Origin of the sequence: Pseudomonas sp. EA_65y_Pfl2_P78 (assembly GCF_963970495.1) — a bacterium.
GTDB lineage: Bacteria > Pseudomonadota > Gammaproteobacteria > Pseudomonadales > Pseudomonadaceae > Aquipseudomonas > Aquipseudomonas baetica_A.
In genome coordinates, this window is record NZ_CAXAON010000038.1 from 25,513 (window position 1) to 41,263 (window position 15,751).

Annotated in this window: 11 protein-coding genes and 2 pseudogenes; 8 read left to right on the top strand and 5 right to left on the bottom strand. The window is 53.7% G+C overall.

Annotated elements, in window-relative coordinates; translation table 11 throughout:
* Positions 1 to 202: 202 nt before the first annotated feature.
* Together acnA and AACY02_RS22895 are read right to left on the bottom strand one after the other, a co-directional pair.
* Positions 203 to 2,881 carry an aconitate hydratase AcnA gene (gene acnA / locus AACY02_RS22890; RefSeq protein WP_339433897.1) on the bottom strand — a complete coding sequence of 893 codons (2,679 nt, stop codon included), beginning with the start codon at positions 2,879 to 2,881 and terminating at the stop codon, positions 203 to 205.
* Between the two features lie 146 nt (positions 2,882 to 3,027).
* Positions 3,028 to 3,939 (bottom strand): LysR substrate-binding domain-containing protein, encoded by a 912-nt coding sequence (locus tag AACY02_RS22895; protein WP_339433898.1) that lies wholly within the window; start codon positions 3,937 to 3,939, stop codon positions 3,028 to 3,030.
* A 631-nt stretch (positions 3,940 to 4,570) separates the two neighbouring features.
* On the opposite strand from AACY02_RS22895, the gene AACY02_RS22900 reads away from it, so the two are divergent.
* The 6 genes and pseudogenes from AACY02_RS22900 to AACY02_RS22930 all read left to right on the top strand — a co-directional run bounded on the left by AACY02_RS22900 (position 4,571) and on the right by AACY02_RS22930 (position 11,943).
* Positions 4,571 to 5,719 carry an aromatic ring-hydroxylating oxygenase subunit alpha gene (locus tag AACY02_RS22900; RefSeq protein ID WP_339420466.1) on the top strand — a complete coding sequence of 383 codons (1,149 nt, stop codon included), beginning with the start codon at positions 4,571 to 4,573 and terminating at the stop codon, positions 5,717 to 5,719.
* 373 nt (positions 5,720 to 6,092) lie between these two features.
* Positions 6,093 to 7,013 (top strand): DMT family transporter, encoded by a 921-nt coding sequence (locus AACY02_RS22905; RefSeq protein WP_339420465.1) that lies wholly within the window; start codon positions 6,093 to 6,095, stop codon positions 7,011 to 7,013.
* A 1,038-nt stretch (positions 7,014 to 8,051) separates the two neighbouring features.
* Complete coding sequence (locus AACY02_RS22910; protein ID WP_339433899.1) at positions 8,052 to 8,963, top strand: LysR substrate-binding domain-containing protein; 912 nt, start codon at positions 8,052 to 8,054, stop codon at positions 8,961 to 8,963.
* 534 nt (positions 8,964 to 9,497) lie between these two features.
* On the top strand, positions 9,498 to 10,247 hold the full coding sequence (locus AACY02_RS22920) for an SDR family NAD(P)-dependent oxidoreductase (protein ID WP_339433900.1): 750 nt from the start codon (positions 9,498 to 9,500) through the stop codon (positions 10,245 to 10,247).
* Entirely contained in the window at positions 10,219 to 11,271 is a 1,053-nt protein-coding gene (locus tag AACY02_RS22925) for an AraC family transcriptional regulator (protein ID WP_339433901.1), read from the top strand. The genes AACY02_RS22920 and AACY02_RS22925 overlap by 29 nt, the downstream gene beginning before the upstream one ends.
* Positions 11,268 to 11,943 (top strand): annotated as a pseudogene (locus AACY02_RS22930) (epimerase). The gene AACY02_RS22925 and the pseudogene AACY02_RS22930 overlap by 4 nt, the downstream one beginning before the upstream one ends.
* A gap of 517 nt (positions 11,944 to 12,460) precedes the next feature.
* Here the strand turns inward: AACY02_RS22930 and AACY02_RS22935 are convergent.
* The 3 genes from AACY02_RS22935 to AACY02_RS22945 form a co-directional block, all read right to left on the bottom strand.
* Entirely contained in the window at positions 12,461 to 12,826 is a 366-nt protein-coding gene (locus tag AACY02_RS22935) for a histone-like nucleoid-structuring protein, MvaT/MvaU family (protein WP_339420460.1), read from the bottom strand.
* 169 nt (positions 12,827 to 12,995) lie between these two features.
* A complete protein-coding gene (locus AACY02_RS22940) occupies positions 12,996 to 13,295 on the bottom strand; it encodes a hypothetical protein (RefSeq protein WP_339420459.1) in 300 nt (99 codons plus the stop codon).
* 296 nt (positions 13,296 to 13,591) lie between these two features.
* Entirely contained in the window at positions 13,592 to 14,302 is a 711-nt protein-coding gene (locus AACY02_RS22945; RefSeq protein WP_339420458.1) for an SOS response-associated peptidase, read from the bottom strand.
* Positions 14,303 to 14,399: 97 nt separating this feature from the next.
* On the opposite strand from AACY02_RS22945, the gene AACY02_RS22950 reads away from it, so the two are divergent.
* Together AACY02_RS22950 and AACY02_RS22955 are read left to right on the top strand one after the other, a co-directional pair.
* The gene (locus AACY02_RS22950) at positions 14,400 to 14,831 is read left to right on the top strand and encodes a LexA family protein (protein WP_339420457.1); all 432 of its coding nucleotides are present in this window, start codon (positions 14,400 to 14,402) and stop codon (positions 14,829 to 14,831) included.
* Positions 14,818 to 15,636 (top strand): annotated as a pseudogene (locus tag AACY02_RS22955) (Y-family DNA polymerase); the annotation flags it as partial. The gene AACY02_RS22950 and the pseudogene AACY02_RS22955, both read left to right, overlap by 14 nt.
* Positions 15,637 to 15,751 lie beyond the last annotated feature (115 nt).

Consider the following 15,751-nt stretch of genomic DNA (forward strand, 5'->3'; position numbering starts at 1 on the left):
GCCTGCGCGAAACCAGCGGGCAACAGAGCGCCAAGAACCGAAATTCCGGCTACAGCGCCCATTTGTTTGAGTACAGTGCGGCGGGTTGCGCCTTTTGACACAGGCAAGCGGGAGCCTGCGTCTTGATCATCGCCGTGCATAGATGCGCCCTTTTTATTGTTAATCGCATTTTGCCCTGCCTCTGCGCGAGGCCGGAGTCGAATCAGTGCTGCGTTCGCGCCACCACTTTGCGAATGACGAACGGGAGAACACCGCCATGCATCAGGTAACGAATCTCTTGCAGCGAGTCCAAACGGACTCCAAGTTCGACCTGTTGCAGATCGCCGTTACCGCGATGGATAACCAGATCCACTAGGTTGTCCCCAACAGCGAGGTCATCTAATCCAATGAAGTCAAAGCGCTCATCACCCTTGAGGTCAAGGTCGCTTGCCGACTGCCCGTTTTTGAATTGGAGTGGAATGACGCCCATGCCGATTAGGTTGCTGCGGTGGATGCGCTCTACGCTCTGCGCCACAACCGCCTTGACTCCGAGTAAAGCCTGAGCTTTGGCCGCCCAGTCACGACTTGAGCCTGCGCCATAGTTGTTCCCTGCAAAAACAACCATTGGCGTCTGCAGCGCCGCATAGCTTTTGGCAGCTTCATAGAGCGGCAAACAGGCGCTGTGATCTGCGTTCCAGGCCCACACTCCCAACCCTGGTTGGTCATCACCCAATTGCAAGTTCTTGACCGACTTGTTGGTGAAGGCACCTCGCAGCATGACTTCGTGATTACTGCGGCGGGTGGAGTACTGGTTCAAGTCTGCCGGGGCTTCACCGCGTTCAAGCAACCACTGTCCAGCCAAGCTATCTGCTGGAATTGAATAGGCAGGCGAAATATGGTCGGTGGTAACGTTGTCCCCGAGCACCATCAGCGTACGAGCGCCGATGATCGCAAGACTTGTCTTAGGTTCGCGAGCGATGTCAGCCAGGTATTGAGGACGACGCAGGTAAGTTGAATCAGGGTTCCAAGGAAATTGCACGCTTCCTTCCGCCGTCAAAGCTTGCCAGTGGTGGGTGCCTTCCCAAACCTTAGCCAGGCGCTGCTGAAAGAATTCGGGCTTCACGGCCTTGGCAGCTTGCACGGCAATTTCAGCGTCCGAAGGCATCAAATCGCGCAAGTACACAGGCTTGCCATCACGATCACTGGCCAGCGGATCGGACTGCAGATCGATGTCGATGGTGCCGGCAATGGCGTAAGCCACACACAGCGCCGGCGAAGCCAGGTAGCCCGCTGGGATCTTCGGGTTCACTCGCCCTTCGAAATTGCGGTTACCCGACAACACCACCACGCCCTTCAGACCTTGATCTGCGAACTTGTCTACATGCTCTTCGAGCGAACCCGAGTTACCGATACAGGTCATGCAGCCGAAACCTGCCAGATCGAATCCAAGCGCCGAAAATTCTTCGAGCAGGTTTGCCTCTTTCAGGTAGTCCGCGACAACGCGAGAGCCTGGGGACAAGGAAGTTTTAACCCAGGGCTTGCGCTGAACGCCAAGCTCACGTGCCTTGCGGGCAAGCAAGCCAGCCTGGATCATCTGCGCGGGGTTCGCGGTGTTCGTGCAACTGGTGATCGCCGACATCACCACGGCGCCATGGGTGATCGGCTGGCCAAACGATGGTTCGAAAAAGCTCTGTTGCGCAGGCGCTGTGATCAACTTCCCTTCACCCATCACTTCCTGGTGGAATGAAGCGGCAGCGTTCGATAATTTCTGACGTTGATGCGGCTGGTGTGGGCCTGCCACACTCGGCTCGATATCAGCCAGATCCAGATCGATCAACTCATCAAATTGCGGTTCATCGAGCTCATCACGACGCCAGAGAGGCTGCGCGCTCATGTAGCTGACGACCTTGCGGCACAGCTCTTGCGAACGGCCACTGAGCTCCAAGTAAGAAAGCGTTTCGTTGTCGAACGGGAAGAACACCACGGTCGCGCCATATTCGGGGGCCATGTTGGAAACGGTGCCTCGTGCAGCCCAGCTCAAACCCGAAAGACCAGGGCCAGTGAACTCAACGAATTTACCGACGACCGAACGTTTGCGCAGAATTTCCGCCACGTGCAGCGACAGGTCGGTAGCGGTTACACCTGGACGCAGCGCATTGGTAACGCGGATACCCACGACCTTTGGAAAGCTAATCGGAACCGGTTCACCAAGCATGGCTGCCTGACCTTCCAGGCCGCCAACGCCCCAACCTAAGACACCAATTGCATTGATCATAGGGGTGTGGCTGTCGGTCGCCACCATGTCGTCTGGGTGCAGCAGGCGTTGGCCGTCGTCAGTGGTGCTTTCCCACACCACCTGCGCCAGCGCTTCCATGTTCATCTGGTGGATGATGCCTGTACCTGGAGGAATGACACCAAAATTGGTCAGGCTCTTCTGCGCCCACTTGATAAAGCGATAACGCTCGCTGTTGCGGCGAAAATCGATGTCCAGATTCTGCTCGACCGCATCTGCTTCGGCGTAATGCTCCACGATTACGGAATGGTCGATGGTCAGCACGGCTGGAATCAGCGGGTTCATGGTTTTGGGATCGCCGCCCAGCTCCGCCACAACGTCGCGCATTCCTGCGAAGTCAGCCAACGCCGGCAGACAGGTCGTGTCATGGAACATCAGACGGTTGGGCTGAAACGGGACTTCACATTCAGGGCCTTGGCCAGTGGCACGAGCCAGAACAGACGGAAATGCCTCAGGAGAGCAACGCGCCACGTTTTCCAGCAGGATTCGGATCGAGTAGGGAAGTTTCGATAGCTGTACTGAGGAAAGCATCTTGGTCAGATCGACGTAGGCAAATCGCTCTTCGTCGATCACCAGATGATTGATGAGGTCGTAGGCAGTCTCGGTCATTCTCGTATCGCTCAGGCTTTTTATAATGGTCGCGGGATTCGGGAGCTAGCCGATCTATACCGCTGATGAGCCGATACTAGGACTACTACACATAGCTGAAAATTGATGATTCGCCAAAGCTGCGTTCTCCAAAGGAGAACGCTCAATCACTCCTCTGGCAATCTCAAGTTGTCGATGAGCGTTTTTAGCGTAGGTGAGGCGGTGTCGTATCGTTTGACAACCAATTGCAACGATCTGTGGGCCCAAGGCTCTTCGAGTGTCACCGATTTCAACTTATGGCTGCGTAGGTATTGGTTGACCACACTACGTGGCAAAACGGCCAGCCCCAACCCGGCAGAGACCATCCGACACATGCAGTCGAAGCTACTGATCCTGATTCTAAGCTTGAGCGCCATCCCCAGGTTCTCAGCCTCCGTGGTCAGTAACGTGTGCATCGAGCTTTCGAGATGGGGGCCGACAAATTCATGTTCCAGCACTTCCTTGAACCGAATGCCCTTGCGACCGGAGAGCGCGTGTCCAGCGGATACCACCAACGTCAGTTCATCATTGCGATATGGTATTGCTTCCAACCCTTGAGCCTGTGTCTGACTGGCAATAATGCCAAGATCTGCTCGGCCATCCGCGACCGCCCGAATGACCGCAGACCCGACACGTTCCTCAATGTCGAACTTGATTTGCGGATAAAGCGAAACGAAGTGGGCGATGTCTTGAGGAAGGAACTGAGAAAGGGCGGAGGTTATCGCATGAATGCGCAGATGGCCCTTCACGCCTGCTGTATAGTCGCCAAGCTCCTGATCAAGCTGCGCAAGCGTCTGCCTCACTTGCCGTGCGTAGAAAAGCAATGATTGTCCCGCTGGGGTGAGATCGACCCCTCGGGCGTTACGTACCAACAGCGGCGCTCCGACTTGGCTTTCGAGTTCGGAAACTCGCTTGCTGATTGCGGAAACCGCCAAGTGCTTTATGCGGCCCACTCGCGTTAGATTCCTCTCCTCCGCGACAGTGATGAAAATATCCAAGCTCGTCAGGTCATAACGCACGGCAGTTTCCTTGATACCCATCAGCATACGCTACGGTTGTACGATGCAACCGCAGAACGGGCCTGAATGGTAACTGTCGATGGACATCCCTGGCTAACGACAATTTGAGGGACAAAGTTGGGAAAGAGTTCTTGACCCCGGCGAGCACACCGGACAGGCTAATTTCAAATCCGGATATATTTTCGCCGCGGCCAGCCCTGCCTGCTCTGGCAATAGGTCATCACAGTCAAACTCAATGTTCGAGATCAATCCGTGGGAAGCTTATTGGATCGGTACTAATCCGCTCGCTTTCCTTAACGGCCTTCTGCAGTGGCCGGAACAGCGATCAAGTTCATCTGATTGATGAATATTTCCGCAAATTTTCATCTCGATAGGTGGTGCTGCGCCCAGCGGGACTTAGTCCCACGCGGTAGCACATTGCGCGTCTATGTACATAGAATCGAGAACTTAATGCTTTGACATAACGAACGCTTATCCATCTGCCCTGAATAACATTGTTTGTCGGCGGCGCGGCGCATGGGCACTATTGGTTTGTGCGGTGCCACAGGCCTTCAGAGGCTTTTTCCTCAACGTCTATAGCGTTACACCTGTGCATCAACGACCGAAGACGTATCGAAGCCGTAACAGCCTAAACTAATTGAGAGGACAGGTCATGTCTGCAAATAAGTTCTATAAAAAAGACCAAGACAAACCGTTTATTGAAGATCCGAGCAAGTCGCACACACTGCCGGCACGCTACTTCTACGACCAAGATATATTTGAACAGGAAAAAGCAGCAATTTTCTATAAGAACTGGGTCTATGTTTGTCACAAAAGCCGCGTAGCTAAGCCGGGCGACTATGTCACAGAGTTAGTTCATGATCAGAATGTGATCATAGTAAAGGGCAGAGATGAGAAAATTCGGGCATTTCACAATGTGTGTCAACACCGCGGACATGAACTGCTCAAAGGGTGTGGCAAGGCGCAAATGATTGTCTGCCCCTACCACGCCTGGACGTATGATCTCGATGGTACTTTGCGCGCAGCACGCGAAACGGGATCCATCGAAGACTTCGACAAAAGCGAGTTCTCGCTCAAAGAGGTTGCGCTGGAAGAATTCTGTGGCATGGTCTTTGTCAACTTGGATGGCCAAGCAGTGCCTCTGCGTGAGCAGGCTCCAGAGTTGGAAAAGGAAATTCGCAGCTACGTGCCGAATGCCGATGACCTTGTGTATGCCGACTGCCAAGAATTCCAGCCGCAGGCGAACTGGAAGATTTTGGTCGAGAATTTCCAAGAATGCTACCACTGCGCTGTTGCGCACAAAGACTTTTCGGTACTGGTCGATTTCGGCGATGAAGCCTACAACCCCTATTCCAATGGAATATTCACCAGTCACTGTTCCACTCGGACAACTCGTGACAGCGCGGCCTATCAGGTGAGCGGAAACGACATCGACGGTTACGGTGGGTGGTTCCTGTGGCCCAATCTCACGATCTGGGTTTATCCGGGCGAAGAACAACTCTCGGTTATGCGTGTCGACCCGCTCACTCCAACGACATCCTATGAGCGCCACGACTGGTTCACGAAGGACGGAACCGTTAGCGAGGAGTTGGAAGGCACTATCAAATTCCAGCGCGATACGCTGCAGTACGCGGAAGATATCCCTATTTGTGAGAACGTGCAGAGAGGGCTGAAATCCATTGGATACAATCAAGGACGCTTCGTCGTTGGAGGTGATCGTGTCCAAGTGACCGAAGCGCCGGTACACCACTTCCAGAGCCTGGTGGTCAATGCTCTTGGACTCAAAATTGGAATCCAGTAACTAGGCCGATACAGCGGGCGTGGATATGTAATATGTTTTTATCCATTTGCTCGCTGTATGCGCAACCCTTTACCAACCCATACAAGCGGTATTTAACAAAAATTCATCTCCTCTATTGGTAGCAGTGGGACACCATCTGACTTGAATGCTCCTGCTGTTGGAACTGCTCCTCTTGAATAGCATTATCTGCTTGAGCGTCTGGCTGTTTATTCCCGAGGGGGCATTTTATCTTGCTTTTTAACTCTGAGAAAATCGTGCTCATCGGAACTGTAATGATTCAACACGGAAAGGGGTGCCTGAGCAGGCGAACTGACTAACGAGCGCAGGGTTTTAGACACTTTATAGTCACAGTGACGTCTATGGAGAGTATCGAATGAGCGCAGTATCTACACGAAAGTTGATTACAGCGCACTCGGTCGCGCTCCTAGTTCCCGTCATGTGGGGCGTATATTGGATACCGGCCCGCTATATAGAAGCATCCATTGGTGCTGGTGTCTGGGGCACCGTGTACGTGGTGATTGTAGCCTGCTTGGCTCTGGCGCCCGCCGCTTGGCGTTACCGGACATCCCTTTACTCGTCCAACCGTTACGCTCTCCTATCTACCGGTATCGGCGGGGCATCATTCACGCTTTATTCAGCTGGCCTGTTGTATGGAAATGTCGCAGTAGTGGTGGTCTTATACTACTTGACGCCGGTATGGAGCATTCTAATCGCACGCTTATGGTTCAAACAGGAGACCTCCCTGGCACGTTACGCGGCGATCGCTATCGGTATGGTCGGAATATTCTTGGTTCTACAGGGTGGCAATACCGGCATCCCATTGCCGCGCGAAATCGGCGACTGGCTTGGCCTCGCTGGTGGCGTCCTGTGGTCGGTCGCAAGCACCGGCATGTACACGCACTCACGTCTCGATCCTTCCAGCAGCAACTTCATCTTCAGCATCGGCGCCCTTTTGTCCGCGGTACTTTTGGCTTGTGTGATGGAGGGCCCTAGCCTGGAGGCGAAGCCTTCAATCGACTACGGCACTGGTATTCTGGCTATCATCATCATTGGAATAGGGTGGTGGGCGGTCGCGCTCACCGGGTTCCTGTGGGCTGCGCGCTTCTTGGAGCCAACACGGCTCGGAATTTATATGATGATAGAGGTGGCCGTTGGTGCCGTTTCCGCAGCATTGTTTGCAGACGAACCCTATGGTGTCCTGATGCAAGTGGGCACCTTCTTGGTCGTTATAGCCGGCCTGATGGCGGTAGTCTCGCCGTCGACCCCGCAGCTGGCGGATGATCGCGGGTGTTGAAAACCATTGCGGGACATCGTTGATTGACTGCCTAATTTCGTGCGTCAGTACGTGAAACCGCTCACGCAGGCTCTTCGGGAAACAATGGGCAATGCTGTTAGCAGGAATTTTAAGACAATCAAGGCTTGCGTGTGGTTCGTGTGAGGCAATTAGTGGTGTACACGTATCCCCGTGGCAATCTCGCCGCACGAAAAGCGTCCACCCTCCGATGTAGGCAGAAGGCTACTGTGTGGTTCTGCCAAGAACTGTGCGTGAAAAATGGTAGTGAGCGAAGTACTGCGTCGCACCTGCCGGTTATCGGGATGGCTGTCGACTCAGTGATGTTTTGTGAATGAGCGTTAAATTATCGCACAGGGGCGAATTTACTATAGCGTTCTAGTGTGCAGTCTCCTGAATTGAGCGCGCGCAATAATATAAATTATACTTCGACCCGATTTGTTGCAGGCGTCTAGCCATCGACAGGATAGGAGTTATACCGATGCAGCCCAAAATAAGAATAACCTCCCCCGCCAATTCGTCGAATCTGAAATTATTGGCAGGGTCTTCTAATTCTATAGTATCCCCGATCTTAAGCTTTCATGTATCCAATGCGAACCGCCACGTCCTTCCTGCCCCCTGAGAATCGAGTTTAAGTAATGATCCGATGAGCCAGGGGTATTTGCTAACGAGTATTGCCTACTTATGGTCTCGGGGGCGTGCACCGTGATATGCGCCCCCGCCGAGAACTCCGGCAGCGGCATATCTACCAAAGGATTTACGAGCGAAAAGCTTCGAATAGACGCCGTTTCTTCACTTTTTTTCGAGATTTTAAAATACCTCATAATCAGTTCCTCAGTCGCTGAGGGAGCGCTCCAGACTATCGCGATGAATTCTCATCTAAAGCTGTTCGATTCTGCGCCGCCGCACACTATTTCTCCTGCTCGAGTTGATCAAGCTCGAGTGGTTTCAGTTGATTTGAATACCTCTTTCGGACAATATAATTTAATACTTCCGGCCTGCCCAACAGCCATTATTTAGGCAATTGGATAAATAAAACTTATGAAGAATTATCGACAAAAGCTTCCTCCGCTGGATCCGTTGATCGCGTTCGAAGCATCGGCTCGGAACCTAAGTTTTACGAAAGCTGGGCTGGAGCTACATCTCACTCAAGCTGCTATCAGTCAGCAGATTCGATCCCTCGAGAACTACTTGGGGGTGCAGCTATTCATCAGAGACAATCGCTCGGTGAGCCTTACCCCACAAGGGCGCAACTTCCAGCATGTGGTCGCGACAACGCTCGCAAACCTCGCCAGCGCGACCACTGATCTGCGGGCTAAGGGAGATGGAAGCGTCCTGACAATAGGATGCGACCAAGCAATCGGCAATATGCTTCTAATGCCGAAGCTCCCCGAATTAACCGCCACCTTCCCGCAAATCACGCCGCGCTTGATGATTTCGGACGTCGAGAAGATCTGTTTGACGACCGATGTCGATGCGGCGATCATTTTTGGCGACGGCATGTGGCACGGATTCCATGCGGAGAAACTCTTTCTCGAGCGTATCTTTCCGGTTTGCAGTCCGAAATATTTTAAGAACAGTCCCGAACTTCAAAAGGCCAGCGATCTCTCAGAACACAAGCTCATCGAACTCGAGGATGAGCACTGGAACTGGATGAGCTGGCGGCAATGGCTCGACCGGAATGGCGTCAACACGGCCATTGTCACAAAGGGTCTAACCGTCAACAGTTATCCCCTAGTGATCGAAGCCGCAACACAGGGGCACGGCATTGCGTTGGGTTGGGATCATCTCGTGAGTCGCGAGATAGCGAACGGGACGCTGATCAACCCACTTCCAGACACGACGATCGAATCAGAACTTGGCTATTATGTCCTGTGGCCAGCTGGTGCTAATAGCCATCCTAATATACGCGGGTTTATTGATTGGTGCCTCCACTCGCTTATTCGAAATTGACGATTGTCGAGGACTCTGCCGGGGCTGAGCGGCATGATGCGTCAAACGCGAACCACTGGTTGCGGTAGGGATGACAGTTACCTGTCCCCCGCACAGATCCGTACGTGCGTAATACCCAAATGGCTTCTGCATCAGTACGTGACGCGAGGCGTCCTACTGGGTAGGGATGAGCGGTTCTGGGCCTGGAATATAGAGGTCGGCAAGGCGCCCATATCGCGACGACTGAAGCCGGTTCCTCTGGCATCAAAGAATTATGTGATATCCGCATCTAATATCCAGTTCACCATCTGGCCCTTCAGAACGACCATTAACGCATCCAGCGCATCGTGCTGGCTACGTCCCGGCAGAAACCCGCACGAGAATCCCGGAAGCCCTCTTGTTAGATCGCATTCAGAACGGTAACGACTGCCTGCTATCCGAATCACAAAGATATTTGGCGCAGTCTGCGAGTGGTTTGGCGCATTGTGCATATCCTGACTTAGGAGCGCAGCGTAGGTTAGAGCGACTCTTCTCACCACTTCAAAGAGGTCTGAAATGTCCAATCAAGTCGCTCTAATCACCGGCGGTGCTACCGGCATCGGAAAAGCTGTTGCCCTGAAGCTCGCCTCTCAAGGCATCAGCGTAATCATCAGCGGGCGTCGCGAGGAAGCAGGTGATATCGCAGTAAATGAGATCGCCACAATTGCCCAGCATGGCGCTAAGGTGCGCTTTGTACGCAACGATGTGTCTAACGAGAAGGCCGTCCAAGCTATGATCTCAGGTATCGTGGCTGAGTTCGGACGTCTGGATATGGCCGTCAACAACGCAGGGATCTTCAACGAATACTGCACATTGGATCAGTCCAGAACTGATAACTTCCGCGACATGCTCGATATCAACGTGATGGGCCTGTACTTCTGCATGAAATTTGAGATTGCACAAATGCTCAGGCAGGGAGGCGGTTCTATCGTCAACTTGGCGTCCATCGCTGGATTGAATGGCATCCCATGGGGCGGCACCTACGCTGCTACTAAACATGCCGTCGTTGGGTTGACTAAGTCGTCTGCTCTGGATCTCGCAGCTCAAGGCATTCGTGTCAACGCGGTAGCGCCTGGGGCTATCCGCACGGACATCATTGCGGAGCAACTAAACAGCAATCTGGCCGAGCTGGAGGCAATGCACCCGATGCAGCGAGTTGGAAATCCTGCCGAAGTGGCCAATGCCATCTGCTGGCTACTGGCCAACGAGTCGAGTTTTGTGACCGGCCATGTGCTCAATGTCGATGGCGGCTTCCAGGCGAAATGACCAGATGAAAAATACTGTGCCGGACAAAATTAGGATTCCCGATGCGTTGTGGGCAGGATTGAGCGGCGTCGGAATCAGTCGTGCAGATGTAGAGCGAGCTGCTCAGCTACCGATTTCTTCCATTCGCGATGGAGCACCGATTTCAACGGCTCAGTTCTGCGGTCTCTGGCGTTCATTGGTGGACATCAGCAACGACCCTGTTATTGGCTTGCTTATCGCCACGCGGCTAGGGGGCGGTGCGGTACCGCCCTCATTTCTAGCGGCCTACCACGCTCGGGACTTCCGCGATGCCTTGCAGCGCGTGGCGCGCTTCAAACGCCTGTGTGCACCAGAGGAGCTGCAACTCCAGGAACGCAATCAGAACTGCGAGATTGTGGTGAATTGGTTGCATGCCGACGAGCGTGACGTACCATCTGCACTGGTGGATGCAACTCTGGCCTCGCTATTCGAATTGGGCAAGCGTGGCACCGCAAAAGGTCTGACCGCTGCGGCAGTCGAGCTGATGCGCCCTGAGGGTTCGCGTGCACTGTACGAGAGCTATTACGGTTGCAAAGTGCGCTTCGCCGCAAAGCGCAACTGTCTTACGCTGCGGTGCTCCGACCTGGACAAGCACTTCGCGAGCTACAACGCAGAGCTGCTCGATATTCTGCTTCCTGAGCTGGATCGACGCCTTCAACAACAGGCGGTCAGTCTCAGCCTGCCCGAGCAGATCAGGTGGGTGCTGCGCTCTAGGTTGACAGCTGGTCGACCCGATGTTCGCTCAGTCGCCGCCGAGCTGGCCATGAGTGAGCGCTCATTGCAGCGCAAACTGACCGATGAGGGCCTTACGTTCCAAGGCTTGCTCGGCGAGACACGTCACCAGCTAGCGCTTGAGTATCTGACCGATCCGACACTGAGCCTCATGGAAGTGGCCTACATGCTGGGTTATGAGGATCAGAACTCGTTCTTTCGCGCCTTCCGGCAATGGGAGAGCAGCACGCCTGCAATCTGGCGTGAGCGCAATCAGAAGTTGATTTCTGAATGAAGCTATTGATCTTCGGTGCCACAGGCATGGTGGGCCAGGGCGCACTGCGCGAAAGTCTTGTCGCGCCTGATGTTAGCCATGTCACTGCAGTGGGGCGCTCGCTCGTTGAACTTGCTCATCCTAAACTGAAACAGCTGGTACAGGCCGATCTCATGGGCTGGAGAGTCTTAGTGATGAGTTGTAGGGTTTTGACGCCTGCTTCTTCTGCCTAGGTGTTTCGTCTTCAGGCATGCGCGAAGAAGCGTATAGCCAAATCACCTACGGGGTGACGGTGCATGCTGCCCGGCTGCTCTCACGCTGGAATTCGCAAATGACCTTTGTTTACGTATCGGGAGCGGGTACGGATAGCAGTGAAAAAGGGAGCAGCATGTGGGCGCGGGTGAAAGGCAAGACTGAAAACGCCCTGACGAAACTGCCCTTCAAAGGCGTGTACCTCTTTCGCCCGGGAATCATTCAGCCTCTCTAGGGGCTCCGCTCAAAACGCCGTCTTACCGTTATTTCTATTACCTGGCCAGCCCCTTGCTGTCGCTGATCCGCTGGATAGCGCCTAGCGCTATCGTGACAACGGAGAGTATCGGCAAGGCCATGCTAAATGCAGCCCGCCAAGAAGGTGGTCGTACCATCGTAGAAGCCAGAGACATCTTTCCGCTAGCAACCCTATCGGTACATTGAGGCGTTCGCCAGCCGCTGCTTATAGAGACGACATACCTCAGTCTTTGCCAGGTGCCGAAGCGCTGGGGCTGGCCCACAGCACATGCTTGAAGCTTCTGGAAAGAGCAGAAGACACACTTGACTTACTGACCTCCACCCCGGCCTACCTGATCCATGTTGAGAGTCTGCATACGCTGCCAAATGCTGCCCCCCGTTTATGGCCGAATATATGCCTCGCACGTACTCTGAGCTAATGATCGCTGTCTGGTGTCTTCAGCAAAAACGTGAACTGCAAACACTCGTTCACCCGAGCGGTTTCACGTCCCTCCAAGCCCCCTTCAACGCGCGCCTGATTTGGCTCTGTCTGCTGCAGGCGCCAACCATCAAGCCGGTTAATGAACAAGTCATTCTGATGGAACATTAAAAATCCAAACGCTTGTAAGCATCCTCAACCGGGCTGTTTGATTTGGTAATTCACAGAAAGGTTATGAGCACCTTTGAAAAAGGCCCTCAAAGGGCCTCTTGTACTCAACCGAAATCACTTAGTCAGCCAAGACTCTACGGTCGCAGCGCCGTGCTTTGTTTTCCATTCTTTGAGCGTTTTGTGATTACCGCCTTTGGTCTCTACGACTTCGCCGGTATGCGGATTTTTATAAACCTTCAACTGGCGAGGCTTGCGACTGCCAGCTTTGGACTCGATAGCTGGAGCGCGACGACCTGCTTGCGGATCAAGCAGATTGATCACGTCTTTCAGGCTGTAGCCGTATTTTGCGAGCAAATCGCGCAGCTTCGTTTCGAATTCTATTTCTTTCTTGAGACCAGCATCACCCTTCAAGGCTTCGAGCGCTTGGAGCTGTTCGGCGAGGTGTTTTTCAAGCTGGCGGAATTCGGCAAGTTTTGACATAAATGATTCTCGATGGGAGTGATACTAGAAGGTTACACCATAAATCATGGCCCGCACTTACAGGTAGTTGCGCCTGAGGTATTTCACCCGGCCAACCGATATAAATATCGGTTTCCAAGCGACAATAGATCTTGGGTTGATGACTTGTAAATGGCCGATGCTCCTTTTCTTATTGATGAGTATCCGCCTCCTCTGCCGGATAAAACTCGCCCTCCTTCCCCATCCTTTTTAGCTGCTCGCGCACGATCAACTCAACGCTGGCAACTGCGGCTTGATCTTCAGGGTTGACCAATTGCAAGCACAAGCGTCTGACATTCTGATCGTGGGTGCCCTCGCTCATCATCTCGTGGGTGAAGACTTGTTCGCCACGCCAAAGGCATAGCTGGGTATGAGTCTCGCCGAGCCATATCTCGTTGATTGATCTTAGGTCGGTGGTAGCCAGTTGATCGACTGTGATTGTCTTATCCATTGCTCTGTACCTTACCTATAAACAGTTACAGGTAGACTTCAGGGTACATGGGGTCGTTCCAACTGCTGGCAGGTCACCCGGCTAGATGCTGGTGGAATCCGTCCCTGATTGAGATCGGACAATCAACGATTGAAGCGGTAACGTACGAATAAACGACGGGAATTCCATGACTAATCTGGCTGCTTTTACATTCAGATGGCCGCACATGGAAGAACCTTATTCCCCTCCTCATCCCCATACCCCCAGTTCGCTGGCGCGCAGCTGCCGATACGCCGGCTCTCAGACTGTTGCTGAAATCAGTCATCGACGTCTTCGACCAGCGAGAGGGGCTGAATTAAATGCGGGCCTTGGTTACGAACGTTGCCTAAATCCTTGCCAACCTTGTACCAGTGAAAATCGGTAGCAGGCCTGCAGTGCTCCATCGCGATTTCCTTCGCTCGTTCAACTGAAGTTTCAGGATCAATCCATTCGCGAGCGTGCTCAGGTGCCAGAACCAGAGGTTTACGGTCGTGGATATCGACCATGCCCTCATCGCTCGTGGCAGTGATGATGACGAAACCGTTCCGCTCGTCCGGTTCCAGCCCTTCATGCACCTCAGCTAAACCCGCAAAGAACATCGGAATCTGCTCTTTCAGTGTTATGAAATAGGGCTGTTTTTTCTTTGGATCATCTTCGTCCTTGACCCATTCGAACCACCCGTTCGCCGGCGCGAGTACGCGACCATTTGGCCAGAGCTGATTGAAAAATTTCCCGGTCATGACAGTCTCGACTCTCGCGTTTATTGGGTCAGGCCGCTTTCCTTTCGCCCAGAACGGCGCCCATCCCCATTTAACCTTATCGACACTCAAGCCCTCTCCCGCTGGCCGGATAATTTCCACCCGCGTAGACGGCGCGACGTTGTAACGCTCGACAGGCCAGAGGTCATAGCCATTGATCACCAGCTGCTTTGGCGCAAGCTCCTTGAGGTAGTGATCCATCGATTCGTAGATCGAATAGCGTCCGCACATGATGTCACCCGTCGAATTGTCGTACCTAAGAGATTGACCGCAAGTGAACCAAATCGTTAACTGTATATACGTACAGTCAACCCCTAAGGCTTGCATCATGAGCATCACCATTCTCGGCCCTCTCGCGTCTGGCGGCAGGAAACTGCCCCTCTATTCATCCAGGGTGCCGGCGGGCTTCCCCTCACCAGCGGCTGATCACATCGAAAAGCACATTTCCCTCGATGAGCTGTTCGATATCCGCGCGCCGCATGTGTACCTGGTGAGAATTGATGGAGACAGCATGCAGGGCGCCGGCATCTATTCAGGGGATCTGGTGGTCGTCGATCGCAGCGTTGATGCGGTCAGTGGCGATATCGTCATCGCGGCGCTGAACTCAGAGCCATTCTGCAAGCGCCTGCTTCTGCGTGAGAACGCCGTGATGCTTTTATCGGAGAACCCAAAATATCCGGCAAGGCATGTAATGGAGGGCGATGAGCTCGTGATCTGGGGTGTCGTGAAATACAGCGTTCGCAATCATGACAACACCTGAACCTGTCTTCGCTCTGATTGACTGCAATTCGTTTTACGCGAGTTGCGAGCGGGTTTTCCGGCCCGACCTGGCGCGAACGCCCATCGTGGTGCTGTCCAACAACGATGGCTGCGTGATTGCACGCAGCTACGACGCCAAACCGTTTGTGAAGATGGGGCAGCCGTACTTCCAGATCAAAGACCATCTACGCCGGCATGGAATCGTGGCCTTCAGCAGTAATTACGCTCTGTACGGCGACATGAGCGAACGCGTCATGACCATTATCGAATCGATGGTGCCAGCGCTCGAGGTCTACAGCATCGATGAGGCGTTCGCCGATCTCACTGGCATACCTGGCGATCTACCTGCTTTTGGGCGACACGTGCGCTCCACTCTTCTCAAGCGCACGGGAATTCCAGTCGGGGTGGGTATTGCCCGCACCAAGACCCTAGCGAAGCTGGCAAATCATACCGCTAAGCGCCTGTTAGATATCACTGGTGGTGTGGTGGATCTGTGCGACCCGTTCAAACGTGACTGGACGCTGCGCAACACCGATGTCGGCGAGGTCTGGGGCATCGGCAGGCGCATGAAGGCGCACCTGGAAGTGATGGGCATCAAGACGGCCATGGATTTAGCGAAAGCCGACCCGACGATGCTTCGCCAGAAATTCAGTGTGGTGATCGAGAAGACTGGTCGCGAGCTTGCCGGCACCTCATGCCTAAAGTTGGGTCAGGCTGATCCTCCCAAGCAGGAGATTTGCTGTAGCAGGATGTTCGGTACGCGGCTCACCGAAATTGAGCCGATTAGGGAAGCGGCGGCGTTTTTCAAGGTTGTTGTCGCGTCGCCGTCTAACTATGCCGCTCTTTTCTCGGTCTGCTGCTGCTGCCGATCCGGGTTCAACATCACAGTGCCCATCGGCTCCCAGTTTCTTGTCTGGCCAG